Genomic DNA, 20009 nt, shown 5'->3' on the forward strand with positions numbered 1-20009 from the left:
GCCGCACGGTCGCATGAAAACATCCAGCGTACGGACGTTGGTGGTTCGATGCGAATGCCGCCAAGGTCCAATCTGCGGAGCAATGCGTTCAGCAGCGCGCGTCACAGCGTCGATGTTCCGCACGCTCATCTTGGTTCGGCTGCAAATAATTACCGGTCTGACTTGCGGGAGGGGCCATTCAGCAGCATGCGCTACGCAGCGCCCTCGGAGGAACAACCTACGGCGCGGACGAAGGACAACAAGCCCCGTGGACTGTTCTCTCGGGTCAAATCAGGACTAAGCAAAGTCTTTGGAGGAAGCCACCGTGAGAAGTGGTCCGGCGGCCCAGCGTTTGATGTCGTCTCCTCGGAGCTTCGCATGGACTTTGCAAAGCGCAGTCGTCCGTCCGAGGCAGACCTGGAGCTGATTGAAGAGTTCAAGACGGCATTGGGCAGCGCGAACCGTACCGCGAAGACGATCGATAATTATGTGATGGCTCTTCGAAAGTTCAGCGAATTCCTCCAACCCAAAGGCGTCACTCTGAACGACCTGCTTGGCAATGCTGAGCTGCTGACAGCCTATAAAGATGAATTTAATAAGGTGGCGAGCGCCAATAGCAGGCACCATGTGGGGCCAGCCTTGAATGCACTCCAGAATTTCCAGGCTGGAAATCCCATATCCGCCCCAGCCTGGGTGGGTACGCGAGCGCAACCGATGCACCCCGAGGACGAGCGGATGATCGGCCAGTTCGTGGAAAACGTCAAAAGCTACAGAGTTGCTCCCGATGGCACCAGAGGCCGCGGGACTGGAACGGTTCCCCCTGATACGATCAGGAACAATATGATAGCGCTCAACGGGTTTGCTCGTTGGCTCCGAGCGCAGAACAAGGATCCCCTGGCTCCTCGGGCGTTCAACGAGCCAAGGTCGCTCGCCGTCGACATCGACGAGTACGTCGAAGCTGGCGGCGATCATGATGATCGCCTCAGCGTGGCATTGTCTCATCTTCGCAGGATCGGGGCTGACGGGCTCCAAGCTGTCGGCGCCGGGCCCCGCCTGATGGGGCGCCAAACATTGGCGGCTCATCCGGAGGACGTCTCCATTATCGATGACTTTTTGACGGACGCTCTATCCAAGCTTGGATCCGACGCGACTCGCAAGGAGAAACACGACGCTTCGACGAAGGCGTCCAGCCTACGCTCTTTTAGTGATTGGCTTCGAAGAGAGGGCAGGCCGAGCATCATGGACCGCATCGAGGGCAATGCTGAGCAGCAGCGGTCATTGAGCGCAGATCATTCGGCGTACCAGAAAGCCACAAAGCCGGGCGCCCCACTCAATCTCTTTCGACAATACCTGGGTCTCGAGACCAGGCGACACAGACAACGACCTCGTGCTTATGACGACGACGCCAGCCTGATCGCGAGCCTGGCTAACGAAGAGCTGAGAAACCTCGACCCAGCTTCCGAACAGAGAAGAAAAATAATTCAACAGACTGCTTCGATCCGACGCAAGTTCAGTGATTGGCTCCGCACAGAGGGTAGGGAGAGCATCGCGAGTCGAATCAACGGCAATAGTGAGCAGCAGCGCTCGCTGGGCGCAGACCTCCGGGCTTTCAGGGAAGCCACAGGGAGAGTTGATAGCGTGGGTCTCAAGAAGCTCAAGCAGTATCTGCTACTCGTTGAGGCAAACAGAGCGCTGGGTGTGAGCTTCCCTGAGCAGAGGGCTGGGTCGAACTCAACCTCAACCTGGGCGCGAGATTTGCCGACTCCGCCGTCCGAAAGTGAGTGGCCGCCGCTGCTAGGTCCGTTTGGGCAGGCCGGCTTGCAGGAACCGGCTAGGTCGAGCTCGACCTGGTCCCCGCGCGTGCCGTCCGACTTCGATCCAAGTGAGTGGCCGGCGCCGCAAGGCCCGGTTGGACCGACCGGTTGGCAGGACCCGGCCGGCTCGAGCTTCACCTGGTCTCCACGAGTGCCGTCCGGCTTCGAGTGGCCAACTCCGGAGGGCGCGCCAGCTCGGTCCTCAGACATCTACCGCGATTTGACTTCTTTCGCTGATCTGCCGTCCACACCGCAGGAAATGCGTGACGACGCCCAGTCAAGGCCGGTGCTCAGCCCGACCGGCAGACCGCCGTTCTTCATCGGTCCATCAGGCAAGCCGCAAGAGCTCGAGGAGATCGGATATCTCGTCGGCGAGGATTGGCAGCATGGCTCACAGGCGGTGCCGGACTTCCTGCTCGATGTACTGGACAATAGAATGCTGTTGCCGAGTTCGCGAATGGCTCCCCAGCCGGTCTCTATCAACGGTGAGACCTACTCCATCGCATTGGGGCCGCGAGGACGCCGCGACGCCCAACTGATCCATCACCCTGGCCCATCCTCGGTTCCTGATGCCCGGATCGGCGCTTCGACGGCGAGTGCCTCTGCCGGCGACCGCAGCGGACGGGTGCTCGGAGCCAGGGAATGGCTGGGTGACGCGCATATCCAGCGGGACTACGAGCTCCTGTCGCAGGAGTTGCGGCAAAGCAATCCAAACCTCGCCGCCCGGACCCGGTTCGTCGATCCTCTCATCGCCTTTCAGGTGGGCCATGGTACGGAGGGCGACGCCCTGAACGCATTCCATCGCATTGTCAACGATCTGAATGGCAACGATACGGCCGACTTCCTGTTCTTGCCGGTGAGTGATGCGAGCGCTACGGACCTCCTTGACCGCGGCTCCCATTGGTCGTTTCTGCTGGTAGATCGCCGCGATCGCGACAGGCCGGTTGCCTATCACTACGACTCCTTAGAGCCATACAATGCCGGACCTGCAGAAACGCTCGCAGCGCGGGTGGGAGCCGATTTGCGAGATGCCCTCATACGCGAGCAGAGGAACGGCTATGATTGCGGTGTCTTTGTGGTCGATGGTACCCGGGAGCTGGTCAGACGGCTCGCGGGAAGACGGCAGGCAGATCTGAACCTCCTCAACCTCGTCGTCGACCGGCAGGCATTGCAAAACCGACTAAGGGGCTGATGTCGGCTTCAACTGAATAGCGCGCGCAGCTGGTTGAAGGGGTTGAAGTGCAACTTCGCCCCGATTGAAGGTCTGCAATCGGCCCGTTCGCAGAGCATGATGGTGTCTCACAACGAGAGCGGAGCCGGAGCTAGCCCGTCTTATTCGCCGGCGTGCTGAGAGGTTGGCGAGCGTGGCGTAAAGCGCTGATGCGGCGTAGGATGTCGTCCGTGAAGTTTCCCGCAACGCGCTGGTTCAAGCGTAGTGCGGCTGGCGGATGATGCACCGGAGCCTCTGCATCAGGGCCGCAAAAGCCGTTCGAACCAGCGCAGCAAAAGGTGGAAGTTGAAGCCGGCGGCGGCAAGGACGGGGTTGATTCGGTCGCGGGCGCGGCCCTTGAGGTGGTTGCGGCTCATGCGGTGTTCGGCCTTGAGGTGACCGATCACCGGCTCGACCGCGGCGCGGCGCTTCATCTCGCGGCGGATGGATGGTCTTGGTGACGCGGCGGACAGAGCTGACCCCGGTTGTTTGGACAGCGCCCCGCGGGATTTAAGTGGATTCCTGCCGGGTTATGCTGAACGCGGGGCCTTACGATTTTGTCGTTGCGTCGGGAGGGCGTAGCCCGACCAGAGCGACGACAAAATCGTCGGCGACGGTCATGCGACCATCACCATAGCTTGCGTGCCGAAGTAAGCCTCGTCGGGCGTGCGCCCGTCAAGGCTCGAGTGAGGGCCTCCCTGATTGTAGAAGGCCAGATACTTGGCAATTGACGCTCGCGCCTCGGACACGCTGTCGTAGGCGCGGAGATAAACTTCTTCGTATTTGACCGTGCGCCAGAGCCGCTCGACAAACACGTTGTCGCGCCAGGCGCCCTTGCCGTCCATGCTGATGGCGATCTTCGCGTCCAGCAGCACATCGGTGAACTCGAGGCGGGTGAACCTGGCTGCCCTGGTCCGTGTTGAAAATCTCGGGCCTGCCGTGCTTCGCCAACGCCTCCTGGACCGCTTCGACGCAGAAGGCCGCCTCCATTGTGATCGAGGCGCGATGGGCCAGGACCCGTCGGCTGAACACATCGACGACCGCCGCGAGATAGACGAAGCCACGCCGCATCGGAATGTAGGTGATGTCCATTGCCCACGCCTGGTCGGGCCCCTCGATCTTCAATCCGCGCAACAGGTACGGGTAGATCTTGTGACCCGGTGCCGGCTTGCTCGTGTTCGGGCGACGATAGACCGCCTCGATCCCCATGCGCTTCATCAGCGTCGCGATGTGGCGGCGACCGGCGTATACGCCCTCCCGCCGCAGCAACGATCGCAGCATACGCGCTCCCGCGAAGGGATAATCGAGATGCAGCTCATCGAGCCGACGCATCAAGGCAAGGTCCTCGGCCGAAACTGGCCGAGGTTCATAGTAGACCGTGCTGCGAGCCAGCTTCAGGACCTTCGCCTGGCGCACGATAGAAAGATCATGACCGCGGTCGATCATCGCTTTGCGCTCAGCAGGCCCGCCTTGGTGAGCGCGCCGGACAAAAAATCGTTTTCCAACGCCAGCTCGCTGATCTTGGCATGTAACGCCTTCAAATCGACCGGCGTCTCGGCCGATGCCTTGTCATGCCCAAACACGCCGGCGGCGCCTTCCAGGAGCTGGTTTTTCCAGATCGTGATCTGGTTCGGATGAACATCAACCAGTTGCGCCAGCTCCGCCAGCGTCTTGTCGCCTTTGACCGCAGCCAAAGCAACCTTCGCCTTGAATGCCGGAGAATGCGTCCGGCGGCTCTTCTTCGTCATCTTCGCTCCTGATTCGCGGCAAGAATCCTCGCCGCTGTCAGGCAGAAAATCCACTCAAGCTACTGTCCGAATTTGCGGAGCCAGCTCTCTTGCCGTGGGGCCGTCCGCGTAGCGCGGGGGGAAAGTGAACTGGATCCCATTGTCGGTGAGAACCGTGTGGATCTTGTAGGGGACAGCCGCGATCAGAGCTTCGAGGAAGGTCGAGGCCGAGGTCCTTCCCGTCTTCCTGACCAGTTGCACGAAGGCGACTTTGCTGGTGCGATCGATAGCGACATAGAGGTAGAGCTTGCCTTCAGCGGTCTGGAGCTCAGCAATGTCGATGTGGAAATAGCCGATCGGATAAGCCTCTAATTTTTTCTTCGGAGGCTTGCTGCCTCCGACCTCCGGCAATCGGCTGATCCCGTGGCGCTGGAGACAGCGATGCAGGGATGATCGCGTCAGATGCGGGATGGTCGGCTGGAGCGCATAGAGGCAATCGTCGAGCGGCAATAGCGTATGCCGCCGGAAAGCGACGATGATCGCCTCCTCCTCGATGGAAAGCACGGTCGATTTGGCTTCTTTGGGGCCTGTCGGGAGATCGGCGACGGTCTCGCGCTCCCTCCACTTCGCGACAGTCTTCTGGTTGATCCCATAGCGCTTGGCGAGCACTCTCAGGCTCTCTTGACTATTTTGTATTGCTCGACGGACCGCCTCCGTCGTCGTGGCGCAGCCGTGTAAAACTTGTCCCATAGCGCATCCTTCGAATCGTGCGATAAGAATGCACCATCAAAACTTGGGACTAAACTCCTAGGCCAGACGTGTTGCACCCCACAGTATTCCTCTGACGGGGCTCTCGAAGGTCGACCGCTGCTCTCATCGGCCGTGATTGGCTCAATGGCTACCCAGATCCATCACAGCTGGTGCGGAGCGTGCGGCTGCACCTGTTGCGTAGCATGGTTCCGATATTCCGATCCTGCCTTATTGAGGACGATCTGATGGCGTTAACGCCGGATGCTGATGGCCTATTCCAGTTCAGCATTTGAGTTCGAGAGTTCAAGTCCTCGTGCGGGTTTTCCGGGTAAAAGAGAGCACATGCCTATGAGGGACACGATGAAGCACATCAAACGGTCGTTGCGCGTGCTCGGTGGACTTGCTGTCGTCGTCGGCGTCTCTTCCGTGCTCGGATCGAACTATGTGCGATCGGAAGCCCTCAATGGCTTTGGCTCTGCAGCGACGGGCGGCCTTGGAGGCGAGGTAGTTCAGGTCAGATCAACCAAAGCTCTGAAGTATGAGTTGTGTCGTTCGTACAGCTTCGGGCGCTGCAATGACAATAGTCCGCGCGAGATTCAGGTAGCCGGAACCATAGACTTTACCGGTACGGAAGGGCAAGGCGAGGGGCAGGGTTGCCAATACGGCCGTGCTTGTTCGGCACCGTATAAAAGTGAGTCCCTTCTCCTTATAGATGGCAACGATGCGCATTGCGACGGCAAGGAGAAGACATTGGTCGGCTTCGACAGGGCCGGCAAGCACCCGCTGGAGATTGGCTCAAACAAGACGGTGATCGGCGTTGGCCCGAGCGCGACAATCAAAGGGAAGGGGCTGCGCCTAAATGGGGTCAGCAACGTCGTTATTCGCAACCTGACCATCAGTGATATCAATCAAGGCATGATATTTGCCGGCGATGCTATTGCAATTGCACGAGCCGACCTGGTTTGGATCGATCACAACCGGTTTCATAATATCGGGCGGCAGATGATTGCCGGCGGCCTTGGCCCTACGACGAATATTACGATTTCCTGGAACGACTTCGATGGCAGCGATACCTATTCCTCCTATTGTAACGGGGAGCACTATTGGAATCTCCTTTTTCTTGGTGTCCCGCAGACGATCACCATCGCAAATAACTATTTCCATGAGATCTCAGGGCGGGCGCCGCACATTGACGGTGCCCAGGCTATTATTCATCTCCTCAACAATTACTTCCACAACACGAATGCGCAACAGAGCGGCGGATTCTTCCATGCAGTGGATGCTGGACCATCTGTGCAAGTGCTGATCGAGGGCAACTACTTTGACAACATTGAAACACCTGTAAAGACTGGTAGTGGACATATCTTTGGCTTGTTGGGCAAATCCAGCCGGACCGTGCAGAACATCTGCCTTACCGTGCTCGGACGTCGGTGCATCGAGAACATCGCGAGCCCAGTGCCGCGGATCAATGGCTTTCGCCTGGATGAAGCCGTAGTTCAATCGTTTGGAGCTCTTCCAGGGTCATCTATTCCTCTTCCATTTCCAGCCGATGCTGTTTCGGCAGTGATCACGGCCAAGGCAGGTCCCGGACACCTTGAGAGCCGGTGATGGTCCGTTCGCAGAGGCGGCTCGAGACTGGCCGATTGCCGCAAACTGTTAAGCGGAGTGCGCATACTGGACGAGAACAGCGCGCAAGGCTGGCTGCCCGACGTTGCACGAGGACCGTATGGCCTTTCTCTTCGAGTGCCGAGCGGTACATTTTCTATCGACTATGCGCCCTATACCTTTCGCGGCCGGCCCGGGTGGGTTGGAAAGAGGGTGGGGGGTGGCATCGAGTTCCTGGCAAACTGTTCGACTCAAACCCGGTCCCGTACCTGAGGGACGTTCACAGCTCCGTTTTCCAACTGGCATGGTGCTTGCTCGAGAGTACCCGTAGCGCGAGGCTCGCCTACGAAACCTAGTCACACGCGCCCTAGTCCGCTTGAAGAATCCGCAAAGCTTGGAAATATTCGCAATGAAACAAACGGCTTCGACCGAGAGGGTCATTCCACTGACCGACGTCGTCAAGCGCGCAGCGCGCATCGGTGTTGAAATCGGAAATATTAAGCTCTCGGGTGATTTACCGAGCCAAACCATCGCTGAGATCACCAGCTTGCTGCTCGAACACAAGGTGATCTTCTTCCGCGATCAGGGGCATCTTGATGACGCGGAGCAGGAGCGATTTGCTGCTTGTTTGGGAAGGCTGGTGCCGCATCCGACACTCGGTACGGTCAATGGAACGGCCTCGATCATCGAGCTTGATTCCGCGCGCGGAGGTAGCCGGGCCGATGTATGGCACGCCGATGGAACCTTTCTCGCGGCGTATCCTAGACTTGCGGTGCTGCGAGCCATTGTGGTCCCATCGTCCGGTGGCGATACGATTTGGTCGAACGCTGTGGCCGCCTATCTGGATCTGCCGCGGCCGCTCCAACGGCTTGCCGACGAACTCTGGACCGTTCACAGCAACGCCTTCGACTACGCTGGGACCTGCCGTGTTCGCGAAATCGACCAGAAGCATTTTGATGAGGTCTTTACCAAAACGATCTATGAGACGGAGCACCCGGTGGTCCGTGTACATCCCGAGACCAGCGAGCGCGCCCTGGTGCTCGGCGATCTGGTGCAAAGGTTTATTGGTATCCCAAAACGCGACGGTCAGAAGCTGTTTGATCTATTCCAGTCTCATATCACGGCACCCGAAAACACCGTACGTTGGAGCTGGAAAGAAGGCGATGTCGCGATCTGGGATAACCGCGCAACGCAGCATTATGCGGTCAACGATTACGGTGACCAGCATCGCGTCGTTCATCGTGCCACAATCGATGGTGACGCGCCCGTCAGCGTCGACGGTCGAAGCAGTGTAACGCGCCTCAAGACGACGAAGCACCCGTCCACGAAGGTTGCCTAGCAAGGCTCGGCAAAATTCACCGATCATGCACTGCTCTTATCGCATGTTCGCGCGAATAGATGTTTGAGAAGAGAAGTGAACCCAGCAGAACGCCACGCACAATTGGATGGGAGGGCTAACGCGCCGCAGACTCGGGAGGCGACCTCCTTGCTGGAGTAAGATGCTAAAGCTCGTCTCGACCGACGAAAATGAGTCAGCATTCGAGTGGCGCAAGTCATCCGGCCGCGTCCGGTCGATTTGCCGCCGAAGGGGGGCACGTGTCCGCCGAGCTCGCGCATTGCCTTTCGGCCAGCGCCACGACCGTCGGACAGATATAGCGATTGCCGTAGTTGGGTAGCTTTGGCATCTGTGTCGCGGTTCCGCTTACCACACCTCTTCGGCGTGAACTAAGCTCCGAGGGCACGATTTCGGCCTGTCATGGCAGAGTACGAGCTCGGGCGCGATTCTGACGAGCTGCACCAGCAATCATCCGAAAGCAATGTCGCTGCCGCAAGCTCTGCACTCGATTGAACAAATGAGCATGGGAGATCATTCCGCGGCCGGAGGGTATAGCTCTTGCGCAAGTACGACGTCGGCCTATCGCTCGTAGACCGAAGCAGCAAAGGCTCTAACCTACCATTCCCAACAGCATGCTACGTTGGATATCAAGGCTCAATTTACGCGGTACCCGGCTTCGCGTCAGGAGCAAAGCGGATACCAAAATCGCCGTGATGGGTGGCCCATACCGTTGAAAAGGGCGAGTGGGACATCGACTACATGCCGCTCCGCGCAGTCCTCAGAGCCTAGAAGAATACCGACGTAGATACCAAGATATTCAGGGCGTGTCCTGTTTGCGGCGTGTAGGTAATGCTTGTCGGGTGATTGATGTACGTCAGTCCTACGGTTGTATATATCCCGGGCGCCAGATGCGCCGTATACAGTCCCGAAATTGCTGTGCTGTCCCGGTGCGCCAGCTGCTCTTTCGCCAATGCAGCGTCCACCGCGAAATCGCTCCAGATGGTGTTGTTGACAACAAGACTCATCTGATCAGTGGGCCGGCTGTCAAACAGGCCCTTCGCATACAGGCGAAGCTCGTAGTACTGACTAGCCCTATTTAGGTCAGGCGGAGCGTACATCACAGAGAACCCGCCATAGATTCCGCGAGATGCCGAGCCATGGACGGCAGACTGCCAGAATTGCCTATCCGCAGCTACATAGTAGACGCTGTTCGCCTTGGCCGTCGGTTGCGTCGGATGCTGTAGGTCCGTGTAGCTGCTGTTGTTAAAGCCCACGCCAGCCCGCAGCCAAGTCTCGGGTACGCCGGGAGTAGGCTTGTTCTTATAGCAAACTTCATCAAGCAAAAGAATGCCCGCGTCGCGCGTGCTCCAGTTCAAGCCAGTGGGATTTTCGCTTACATGCGTATATTGACCGGCTGGACTAAGCGAGCGCTGGATTGAGAGCTTGTTATATAAGCGATCGTCAAAATTGTACTTCAGATTAAGAGCCGGCGTTGGCGCCCAATTGTTGCTCATGCCTGCTTGGAACAGCATCTTCGACGACGGTCCAAAAACTTTTTCTCCGGCACCCGCAAACTCATGTTGGTTCCTGAGGTAACCCACTTTGAGTTCGATCTTCCTTTCGAACAACGTTTGATAGTAGGAAACTGCACTGATTCCCAGTCGGTCTGGCCCGGCGCTCTTCCATGTCCAATATTGATGCTCGGATCCCACGACGATCTGACCGTCTGGAATTCCAAACCGAGCGAGGTCATAGGTCACGATCATAGAGTTGACCGTACTAAATGTCGGATTCTGGCCGACATATTGTTGATTGGCGATGGTGCTTCTGGTGGCATTACCGACTTGATTGTTGACAAACGTGTTTAGGGTCCAGCCAGCGAATCCAATCCCGAAATCCGAAAGCTCGGATCTGACAGAAGCTGTATCCTGACCTATCGTGTCCGCAGGACCAGGCCCAGTGAACGCCGCACCTTTTTCGCGGAGCTTCTCGAATTTTGCGAATCGGTCAATCTGCTTTTGACTTCTGCTCTTGGCGGTGTCCACCTCACTGTCGGGCGTTGTACTAGACATAGCTGCTTTTGGCAGCGAGTTCCCAGAAAGGCGCGCCGCTGCTTTGGGCCGGGCGCTTCGGAAGGTTACAGCCGGATTCGCGATTGTTTGGCTTCTTGCCTCAGCGAGCTCATCGGGGCTGTGACTTCTAGGGCCAGAGTTATCACCACCTTCTGCCGCCGCCGAACTGCCGGCAAGACTAGCTATCAGGGAAAGGAGAATACGCCCTCTTGGCTTCGCACTTGGTCGAGAGATGAAAGCAACTACGCCAGCCGAGTATGCCCGCATGGATACTGGCGCTATACCGCAACGATGCATAGTGATTTCCACGTCCGTCGATTTGAATAAAGTGCACTTCCACCTGACGGCCTAGAGCGGTTCGCGATCCTTGTGCTCGGCGGTCTAGGTGACGCTTGAGGCCAGGCGGCATCTCTATGCCAACGAGACCCGCTCAGCCTTCCGCGCTATCACCCTGCTGGCGCAGCTTGACCAACGTGGTGGTACCCAGCGCGACACAACCCAGCCGCTCGATCGCTAATCGAATGCAAGCATCTGCTGCACCATGTCGACACGGAGAGTGGCCTGCTCGATGTGAGCGTTCGCTAGGATTGGCGGCCGGCGCACGGAGCCGAGGGATTCTCACGACAAATCCGCTGCCACGACGAAAAGCAATGTTCTTCAACAGAGAGCCGCCCAGTAGTTGAGCTCGCATAACAACACGCCGGACCCGAGAAACGCCGCCCGCAGCTCGGTCCATGGGATGAAGCACAGGCGAGCAGAAGGGGCTAACATCTTTTGACGCCCGTAAGCTCGCTGAGGCCGGCACAAGGCCTTGATTGGCTCTCATGGGAAGATGGAGAGCGCGATTGGAGGCGTTTTGATAGCTGCGGGACCAGACAGAACATCCATCAGCTCCATTGGATTTGCCGGAACTATATCGCATCGCGACTTCTTCCTTGATGTGGCCCGAGCGAGTTTCACCGGCACTGACTGGCATGTGTCCGTCATCTCCATCAATTGCTAGGTCTGGTAGTTGACCGGGCGCGGGACGTCGGCCGTCGCTGTGCGAATCGTAGGTATCGTGCCGCTCGGCGCGGACCGTCCCGGCGTCAGGGACGAACTCCGGTATGGCAGCATCGAGGGGGCAAGTCGGGAAGGTCGCTTCGATCCCGGTTGCGCGCGTGTCGCGCCGGCGCTGGTCCTTTTGTGCTCTTTGGTCTAGCTCATCGCGTCGACCAGTTGCTGCTCTGGATTGCACGCGGCGGTCCGTAGCGATCCCGGTCGAGCGGCGAGCATGCACATCAATACGATCCGTCGTGCATCCACGAAGCGCTCCTCTTTGCTGGGAGTTCGTATCCAGCGTAGACCGCAGGCTGATTGCGGTATCCCGGGCTGCCAGCGCTTGAGCCAGGTCGAGATATCTTCGTACATCCGGACGAACTCGATCAGGTTTTCGATACCGAAGTCGCTGAACGCCTAGATCTCATCTTCTCCGACGCGGTAGACCCAGATGAAGCCGTCCTCGATCGCCATTTTGTTGGCGACGTCCCGCAGCCAGTCGTCGTCCCGGTCGAGGTCCGCGGCCACACGGGCAATGGTGGTGATGTGATGAACTTTGTCGGTCGCGCCGTTTGAGCGGACAGCGTTGCAGTCGGGAACGTCCAATTCCCGGCAGCCAACTCGCCTAGCTGCTCTTCGCGGCTAGGGCCGGGTCGGCTCTCGTCGCGCAGCTGCACACGGAGTCCTTTATGAATTTGGCGCTGTACGTGAGTGCACCAGGTGAGCGAAATTCGTTACCCGGGCTTCTGGGCGCGTGACGGAACGTAATGCGTTCATACGATTAGCGCTCGTTGGCTGGTCTTAACAGAGCGGCGCGCCAAGATAAGCATCGAATGCGGCCGCCACAGCGCGAGCTAGAAAACGATGCTCCTGCCTCACGCGGATGAATCCCTTTTCCACCTCCACGATCCCATCCTCGACGAGCATTGCCAAGCGGGGTGAACCGAGGAACGGGACCGGGTCAAATCCATGAGTAATGCAAATTGCCGGCACGTCGACCTCGAAATCGCACATCAGCCGCTCGATGATTGCGGCCCGGACGTGGTCTTCGAGGCTGAGAGAGTAACCCTTTGCCGTCGCCAGACGGCCGGCTTTGATTTGGCCGCTGTAAGAACCCGCTGCAACTTCGTTCTGGACGTAACCGTCGCCAAGGCGGCCGATCGCCGACGGGCCGAAGCCGATGACTTTATGGCAGGTGTCGGCCGAGTAACCCAGTGAGTTCCGCCGCAGGCGACCGGCTTTCTGAGTCAGCGCGAGCTCATCGTCCGGCAAGGCGAAATGGTCGAGTCCGATTTGGCGGTAGCCCGCAGCAAGCAGTGTATTGGCCATCGCCGCGGCCTGTTCTGCACGGGCAGGGCTGTCTGGCAGCGTTGCCTCGTCGATCAGGCGCTGATTCTTCTTAAAGGAAGGAACGTGCGCGTAGCCGAATACCGCAAGCCGGTCTGGTCGCATGGCCACCGCCGTAGTCGCGGTCTGAACGCAGGACTGCACCGTCTGATTTGGCAGACCGTAGATGAGGTCGAAGTTGATGCGGATTACTCCATGCTGCCGCAGCATTTCGACAGCGCGCTCCGTTTGTGCCTCACTCTGAACGCGGTTAATGGCCTTTTGAACAATTGGATCGAAGCTCTGGACGCCCAGGCTCGCGCGGTTCACGCCGGCAGCCGCTAACGCTTCGGATGTGGCGAGCGTGAACGTGCGCGGGTCGATCTCAACAGCGATGGCGGCCGTTTTCGAAACCGCAAAGCGGCGGCGCAGAAGTTCCATCAGTACCCCGAACTGCGCGGGCTCGATGAGGGTCGGCGTTCCACCGCCGAAGTGCACGTCGCTCACAGGCAGCCGTTGCGGCACCTGCGCCGCGACCAACTCGATCTCCTTACGAAGAACCGCCAAATATTCTAGGATGGGTGAATCCCGGCGAGTGATGCTTCGAGCGAAGCCGCAATACCAGCAAATCGATCGACAGAACGGAACGTGGAAATAGAGCGACACGGACTCATTAACCGGCAGGCGCTGCAGCCATTTCTCAGAGGCTTCGGCGCCGACCACCGTGGAGAACTGGGCTACAGTTGGATAGATGGTGTACCAAGGAAGGCGAGCATCGCAATACTTTTCCAGGACCGAGGTCTGCAACGATTGTTATCCTATGTTTACGAAGTTTGTGGTCGCAAGCGAAGTCTTTTGCATTCCGTTTTGCCGATAGTAATCCGGAATGTCGCTAGACAATTGGAAGCTTGCGTGACGGCCGATCTGCTGACGAAACGCGGTGTGGGATAGCAAGCCGTTCCTCTCGAAGACAGAGAACAACTGCTGCAGGCGAGATACTCGAATCAACACGGCCACGGCGGAGCCCCAGATTCAACTCCGCTTCGCTAATCTCCGACGTTCGCCAACGAGACATCCACCGGGGCCGTTGACGCTGCTAGAGCTCGAACTGCTCCACGACCTGACTCTTGCGAGGTTCATCGAACAAAATTGATACATCGCCTCGCAATCTTCATCAACTGACCAGGTTTGGTAGTTGACTTCTGCCTGGCGTATTCCCCATCCACCCAGGGATCCTGCGCCGGCTCGGGGACATCCCGGTACGTAGTCGAACTTCACCAATGCGCGGATCGTCGGTGTCGCGCGGCGCCACGGCTGTTGGCGTGAGTGTGTTCTCGAGTTGGTATGGAAAAAGTAATGACCGGGTAGGCGAGCGAGACGTGATCGATGCAATTGAACAGCCGTTTCAGACTTGCCACCGGTTTTGCACAGATCGTCAAGGCATCTATGGTGGGTGGTGGTCGCCTTCGTGTGTCTGGGCACTGCAGGGGTTTATTTTTTTTGACCGACGTCAGACAATATATCGAGAGCTCGGCGGTCCGTGAAGTTGCTCCAAGGCTGAGCTTGTCACCGACGCCGGGGCGGTACCTGTCGGAGGTTCCATCCGGACAGGCTCACGGTCAAGCGGCTTCACCCGAGCTCGTGTACATCGTCGGGCACGGCGTGTGCAGAAACTTCCAAACACCGGCGCAAACCAGGACGTCGGCGCTTCCCCGAAGACGCATAGCCGATACTGAGGCTCAAGAACCAGAACGCATTCTTCAAATTCAGTGCATCCAGCCTCTTGAGATTGGATGAATCGACCTACGATCGAGCCTCCGCCGCGAACATTCTACTCGACGCCACTGTTCGTCCCATAGCCACAAAGCGCGTAAACCAACAAGCAAATCGTCCGAATGGACCAAGTACGGCGCATAGCCCGGGAGATCGCGGTGCGCCTGATAGTTCTACGCGGGATTCCTGACTGCCTCAGCTAGCATCGCGTAAAGCTGCCGCTTGCTCATTTCCTGAGGCTGGCTATCTAGCGCCTTTTGCGACAGCTTCTTTCCGACGCAATCGCGACCAGCCGCCATCGCCGTCGGCCCTCGCTTCGGGGCGGGTCTAATCTTGGGTTTTGCTGTTGGTGGCTTGTGACCTCGAGTGAGGCCCAACCGAGCTAGCCTGCCGCAAACTGCGTTGCGACTGCACTCGAGATGACGCGCGATCTGCGCGGCACTCTGTCCCGCGGCCCAGAGCTTTTCCAGCTGTGCCAATTCTCTTCTATTCCAGCGCATGGACGATACTTTAGTGCCAGTTGTGACGTCAGGTTAGTTTACTCTTCGTCCGGCTCGCGCACGATCGCCGGTTTGGTCTCCTGTTCATTCATTCTACGAAAGCCCGCATCGCGAGTAAGGAAAAACGAGTGTCCTTGGCACACCGCGCTCTCTTGTTAGTCCCTACCGTGATTAGGGTCCCACCTGCTCGCGCAATATAAGTAGTCGAGTGGCAACCGGGCGTGCCGCTGGGTGCCATCGCGGCGAGTGCTTGCGTCCTGATGTTGACTACCACAAAAGCGAGTTCGCGCGCCTCCCCAATCTTGATAGGGGAGCTTCGCTCGCCTTTCCACTATTCTTTATCGACGGGGGCCGAACCAAGTTCCCAAGTAACTTCGGCCGTAAGATAATTTCAGAGAGCTCTCGCGAAGCCGAGCCATGGACATGCGTCACACATTGTTACTGTACGGCCCAGCTCGTTGTGTTTCGACCGAGCTTCCATGCGAGTGCAAAATAGCGCATGAGCCGATCTTTCAAAATTTCACGCCAATGTCCGCGAGACAATCATGACAGCCTTATCGGCAGAGAACGCTTGCGAGGAGGCTGACATCTCGCTGAGCCACCTTGATGTAAGCGAGCCCAAGCGTTTTTAAGGTGATACCGTTTGGACTTGTTTCGAGCGGCTGCGAAGGGAAGATCCCGTCCATTATTGCGAAGGCAGCCCGTACGGTCCATATTGGTCGATAACAAAATACCGCGACATCGTAGGCGTGGATTCAAATCACACAATTTCCTCGTCAGAGCGAAGCGTCACAATTGTGGACCCGCCGCAGAAGTATTGGACTCCCAGTTTTATTAAGATGAGTCCTCCTGTCCATGCTCAGCAGCGTAAGACTGTCAGTCCGATCGCGGCATCGGAGAACCTGGCGAAGCTTGAAGGCTTGATCCGCTTGCGGGTTCAGAAGATATTGGACGGTTTGCCGCGCAATGATACCTTCAACTGGGTCGATAGAGTCTCCATCGAGTTGACGACCAAATGCTGGCCACGCTGTTCGACTTTCCATTTCAAGATCGACGGCTGCTGACCTACTGGTCGGACGTAGCCGCCTTGAGTCCACAAATGGGCCACCAGATCGACAGCTGGGAAAAGCGAAAGGCGGTGCTGTCCGAGTGCTTGGACTATTTCACACGGCTTTGGAGCGAACGGGAAAAATCCGAGCCGCGCGCTGACCTAATCTCTATGATAGCGCATTCACCGGCGACCCGAAACATGGAGCCATGTGAATTCCTGGGCAACCTCATTCTGCTGATTGCTGGAGGTAACGATACTACGCGCAACTCAATTACCGGGGCGTCTTGTTCATGAGTCAAAATCCGTCCCAACTGCGAAAACTCCGCGATGATGCTTCGCTAGTGCCCGGGGCGGTATCCGAGATTATACGATACCAAACGCCTAGCGCGCATATGCGCCGGACCGCTGTGGACGATTTCACGATAGGGCACAAGAAAATCAGGCGAGGCGATAAAGTTGTGATGTGGTACATCTCTGGCAACCGAGACGACGAGGTTATTGCTAGCCCCAACAGCTTCATCATCGATCGGGAAAATGTACGGCAGCATCTCTCTTTTGGCTTTGGGATTCATCGTTGCGTGGGTAGGCATCTTGCAGAGCTGCAGCTGAAAATCCCTGTGGCAGGAGATGCTGAAGCGATCTCTGGAGGTAACGGTGGTCGGCGAGCGAACCGGAGCGAGTTCAATCCAATTTTGGGCACGGTTATTCCGCACTGCCGGTGCAGATTCCAGGTTAGTCTCGGTTGCGAGCGACATTCAACACTGGTCATATCGTGCAGAACCGGTTAGGACCTCGTGGAGACCTGTTGTCTCGGTAAGTTCACCGGGGTTGCCTTGCGGGCTTCTGGGTGTTTTGACGATTGCCGGCAGGGCCACAGTGCCCGATCCGAGGGCCCCGGCAAGGCCTTTTTGGCGGTAGGCTGATCGCGCTTAAGCGGCGTGAGCGGCGCTCTGAGGCTGGTCGGTTGCCCAGATTGACGACCGGGTGCTGATGGAGGCTTGCCGTGAGGCCGCGTCGTGGAACCGACTCTTGAGGATCGCCGTCAACGTTTCGGCCGCGCAATCCGCAGGGAGAACCTCGATGCGCAAGTCCGCAAGGCGCTGGGCAAAAGCGGGCTGTCGCTGGCCGGCCTCGAGCCCGAGATCACCGAAGGCGTGCTGATCGAGGATGTCTTGCGCGCGAAGAAGACGATGCAATTGCTCAAGAGCCTCGGCATCCTGATCGCGCTGGACGACTTCGGGACCGGGTATTCCTCGTTGTCCTACCATCGAGGCCTTCCCTCTCGACTGGATCAAGATCTATCGGGCATTCGTTGGCTCGCTTGGACAGAACGAGCGATCGTTGGCCATCGTTCGCGCTGTTATCGGCTCGCTCAGGGTCTTGGCGTGCCGGTGCTTGCTGAAGGGATCGAAACGAAGGTCCAAATGTTGCTCCTTGTCCAGGAGGGCTGCGATGAGATGCAAGGCTACTTGATCGGACGCCCGCAGCGTCTTGCGGCGGAAAGTCGGTCCAAGCCGAGGGTCCCATCTCTCGTCCAGTCGGCCTCATGGGGGAGATTGCGGCGGGCTCGACAAAGCTGTCTTCAGGATTCGGCATTGAAGGACCCGGACTGAGATCCAGACCAGCGTCACTGGTGCGAGAGCTGCCAGCAGGCCGGTACCGCGAAAATCAGGATGATCTAGAGGACGTCAACATCCAGCGCCGCATTCGCCTGCGCGCACCGTAACGTCAGGCCGGCTGCTAGGCCACAACCTCATGGGAGAGGTCGAACCGGTTTGGTCGTTTGGGGCTTCAACTCCGCCGCAGCAGTTGGCACACGTTTTGGCAACTCTGATCCTCTTGGCCGGACACGCAGCCCGCGGCTTGATTGCGGCAAGAAAGGCCCGCCGAAATGCGTTCGGCGGGCCAAGTCGGAGAGGAGAAACGCGGCCGGGTGAAAGCGATCAGGCATCGAGATTGTGCAGGCGCTGGCGGTTGTGCAGTACGATCTGGCGGGCGCCGGAGAAGCCGAGTATGCGCTTTGCGTGAAGCTGCGAGAGCGCGCGCGACACGGTCTCGAGCGTGAGGCCGAGATAGTCGCCGATATCGCGCCGACACATCGGCAGTGCCATCATGCCGGCGACGGCGAGGCGGCGATCCATTTCGAGCAGGAAGGTTGCAACACGCTCCATCGCCGTCTTGCGCCCCAGCAGCAACATGTGATCTTCGGCGTGACGCAGCTCGCCCGCCGTCATGACCCAGAGCTTGCGCGCGACCTGTACGTCGGTGCTGGCGGACCTTTCGAGGCTGGCTCGCTCCACGAGGCGTATGCTGGTGGCGATAATCGCTTCGGCCGCAAGGCGATGCGTCTGGCCGGGTTCGAGGCCGAACACGTCACCGGGAAGATGGAACGCGCCGATCTGACGGCGGCCGTCGGAGAGCAGCTTGTAGCTGCGCACCGCGCCGGAGACGACCTGATAGACATATTCGGCGGGCTCGTCCTCGCCATAGATCTCCTCGTCCTTGCGATAGGAGAACTCGGTGGCAACGAGGCCGGCATGTCCGGCGATCGCGCCGAACTGTTCGGACACGGAACGCGCGGGAGCGATCTTACCGCCGATTTGGGTCTTAATCGCCTGGGTCTTGAGCGTCTGGGTCAGCATCTGCGCCATCTCCGTTGTGATGGTGCATTGGTACGCGGGATCGCGCGATCCGGAAATTTCGAGCGATATCTTAAGGAGGTTTACCTACGGAGAATCCCGTAGGTCAGTGGCCGCGCCTGTCCTGGATGGCGTGGCGGATGCATTTCGCCAGGTTTTCATCGAGGAGCGGCTTCAAAATCACGTCCTTGATCCCTGCCGCCGCTGCCTTTACCGAGATATTTCCGTCGGGATAGCCGGTGATCAGGATCACGGGCCTGTCGGCGTCGGATTGGCGCAGCCGCCAGGCCAACTCGATGCCATTGATGTCAGGCATCTTGTAGTCGATCACGTAGCAGTCCGCGCCGGGCGGGGTCGTCGCATTGAGCAGCGCCGGAGCGCTCCTGAAGGTCTGCACGGCAAAGCCCTCGGTTTCCAGCAGGAAGCGCAGGGATCCCAGCACCGCGGCATCGTCGTCGACCACGTAGACGGTGGGCTTTGCCGATGCGCCTGGGGGCCGCTGATGGGGCGAGCCGATCTCGATCATGCCTGCGTGGCTATCACAGGCCCGCACAAGTGCCTTGACCTGCCTCAATCCTTCAGCATGCCGGCGCGCATCGCCAGCCGGACCAGTTCCGAGAGGCTGTTGGCCTGCATCTTGGTCATCACATTGGCCCGGTAGACCTCGATCGTGCGCGGGCTGATGTCGTATTCGCGGGCGATCAGCTTATTGGAGAGACCTGCGATCAGCCCCTCCATGATCTGGTGCTCGCGCGGGCTCAACGAGGCCACACGGGCGGCCATATCCTGCGCGATAGCCTCGTTCTTGGCGACCGGTTCGGCCCGGCGGATCGCGGCCTCGATCATGGTGACGAGGCGGTCGTCCTCGAACGGCTTTTCCAGGAAGTCGACCGCACCAAGCTTCATCGCTTCGACTGCGAGCGGCACGTCGCCGTGACCGGTCATGATCACGATCGGGAACGGACTGTGCTGCGCCTTCATGCACTTGAGAAGCTCGATTCCGTCAACGCCCGGCATGCGGATGTCCGAGACTACGCAGCCGAAGGCGAGGCCGGGCAGGGCGCCGAGGAAGCCTTGCGCATTGTCGAATAGGGTGACGCCGAAGCCGCAGGAATCCAGCAGGAAGTTCAGCGAGTCCCGCATCGCCTCGTCGTCGTCGATGACGTAGACATGTCCCTTGGTTGTCATG

Annotated in this window: 11 protein-coding genes and 4 pseudogenes; 5 read left to right on the plus strand and 10 right to left on the minus strand. The window is 58.6% G+C overall.

Annotated elements, in window-relative coordinates; translation table 11 throughout:
* The first annotated feature begins 357 nt into the window (after positions 1–357).
* Positions 358–2985: a Ulp1 family isopeptidase gene (locus tag IVB24_RS10650; RefSeq protein WP_247282781.1), complete on the plus strand. Its 2628-nt coding sequence runs from the start codon at positions 358–360 to the stop codon at positions 2983–2985.
* Between the two features lie 278 nt (positions 2986–3263).
* Here IVB24_RS10650 and IVB24_RS10655 read toward each other — a convergent pair.
* The 3 pseudogenes from IVB24_RS10655 to IVB24_RS10665 all read right to left on the minus strand — a co-directional run.
* Positions 3264–3449, minus strand: a pseudogene (locus IVB24_RS10655) (transposase); the annotation flags it as partial.
* Between the two features lie 171 nt (positions 3450–3620).
* Positions 3621–4751 (minus strand): annotated as a pseudogene (locus IVB24_RS10660) (IS3 family transposase).
* A 123-nt stretch (positions 4752–4874) separates the two neighbouring features.
* Positions 4875–5480 (minus strand): annotated as a pseudogene (locus IVB24_RS10665) (DDE-type integrase/transposase/recombinase); the annotation flags it as partial.
* A 360-nt stretch (positions 5481–5840) separates the two neighbouring features.
* Between IVB24_RS10665 and IVB24_RS10670 the strand changes: the two are divergent.
* Both IVB24_RS10670 and IVB24_RS10675 read left to right on the plus strand, forming a co-directional pair.
* On the plus strand, positions 5841–7088 hold the full coding sequence (locus IVB24_RS10670) for a right-handed parallel beta-helix repeat-containing protein (protein ID WP_247376876.1): 1248 nt from the start codon (positions 5841–5843) through the stop codon (positions 7086–7088).
* Positions 7089–7494: 406 nt separating this feature from the next.
* Complete coding sequence (locus tag IVB24_RS10675) at positions 7495–8424, plus strand: TauD/TfdA family dioxygenase (RefSeq protein WP_247342271.1); 930 nt, start codon at positions 7495–7497, stop codon at positions 8422–8424.
* A gap of 782 nt (positions 8425–9206) precedes the next feature.
* On the opposite strand, the gene IVB24_RS10680 is transcribed toward IVB24_RS10675, so the two are convergent.
* The 4 genes from IVB24_RS10680 to IVB24_RS10695 form a co-directional block, all read right to left on the minus strand.
* Positions 9207–10466, minus strand: coding sequence for a carbohydrate porin (locus IVB24_RS10680; protein WP_247772852.1), 1260 nt, complete (start codon positions 10464–10466; stop codon positions 9207–9209).
* Between the two features lie 1482 nt (positions 10467–11948).
* A complete protein-coding gene (locus tag IVB24_RS10685; RefSeq protein WP_247342263.1) occupies positions 11949–12137 on the minus strand; it encodes a hypothetical protein in 189 nt (62 codons plus the stop codon).
* Between the two features lie 195 nt (positions 12138–12332).
* Entirely contained in the window at positions 12333–13664 is a 1332-nt protein-coding gene (gene hemN, locus IVB24_RS10690) for an oxygen-independent coproporphyrinogen III oxidase (RefSeq protein WP_247342258.1), read from the minus strand.
* A 1139-nt stretch (positions 13665–14803) separates the two neighbouring features.
* Positions 14804–15130, minus strand: coding sequence for a GcrA family cell cycle regulator (locus tag IVB24_RS10695; protein ID WP_247342255.1), 327 nt, complete (start codon positions 15128–15130; stop codon positions 14804–14806).
* A gap of 545 nt (positions 15131–15675) precedes the next feature.
* Here IVB24_RS10695 and IVB24_RS10700 point away from each other — a divergent pair.
* A pseudogene (locus tag IVB24_RS10700) lies at positions 15676–16917 on the plus strand (cytochrome P450).
* Positions 16918–17197: 280 nt separating this feature from the next.
* Positions 17198–17794, plus strand: coding sequence for an EAL domain-containing protein (locus IVB24_RS10705; RefSeq protein WP_247342251.1), 597 nt, complete (start codon positions 17198–17200; stop codon positions 17792–17794).
* Between the two features lie 330 nt (positions 17795–18124).
* Here the strand turns inward: IVB24_RS10705 and IVB24_RS10710 are convergent, their stop codons facing one another.
* The 3 genes from IVB24_RS10710 to fixJ form a co-directional block, all read right to left on the minus strand.
* The gene (locus IVB24_RS10710; RefSeq protein ID WP_247342248.1) at positions 18125–18823 is read right to left on the minus strand and encodes a helix-turn-helix domain-containing protein; all 699 of its coding nucleotides are present in this window, start codon (positions 18821–18823) and stop codon (positions 18125–18127) included.
* Positions 18824–18926: 103 nt separating this feature from the next.
* The gene (locus IVB24_RS10715) at positions 18927–19346 is read right to left on the minus strand and encodes a response regulator (protein ID WP_247342246.1); all 420 of its coding nucleotides are present in this window, start codon (positions 19344–19346) and stop codon (positions 18927–18929) included.
* Between the two features lie 44 nt (positions 19347–19390).
* Complete coding sequence (fixJ, locus tag IVB24_RS10720; RefSeq protein ID WP_247342243.1) at positions 19391–20008, minus strand: response regulator FixJ; 618 nt, start codon at positions 20006–20008, stop codon at positions 19391–19393.
* Position 20009: the final 1 nt, after the last annotated feature.

This window comes from Bradyrhizobium sp. 192, assembly GCF_023100965.1.
Taxonomy (GTDB): Bacteria; Pseudomonadota; Alphaproteobacteria; order Rhizobiales; family Xanthobacteraceae; genus Bradyrhizobium; species Bradyrhizobium symbiodeficiens.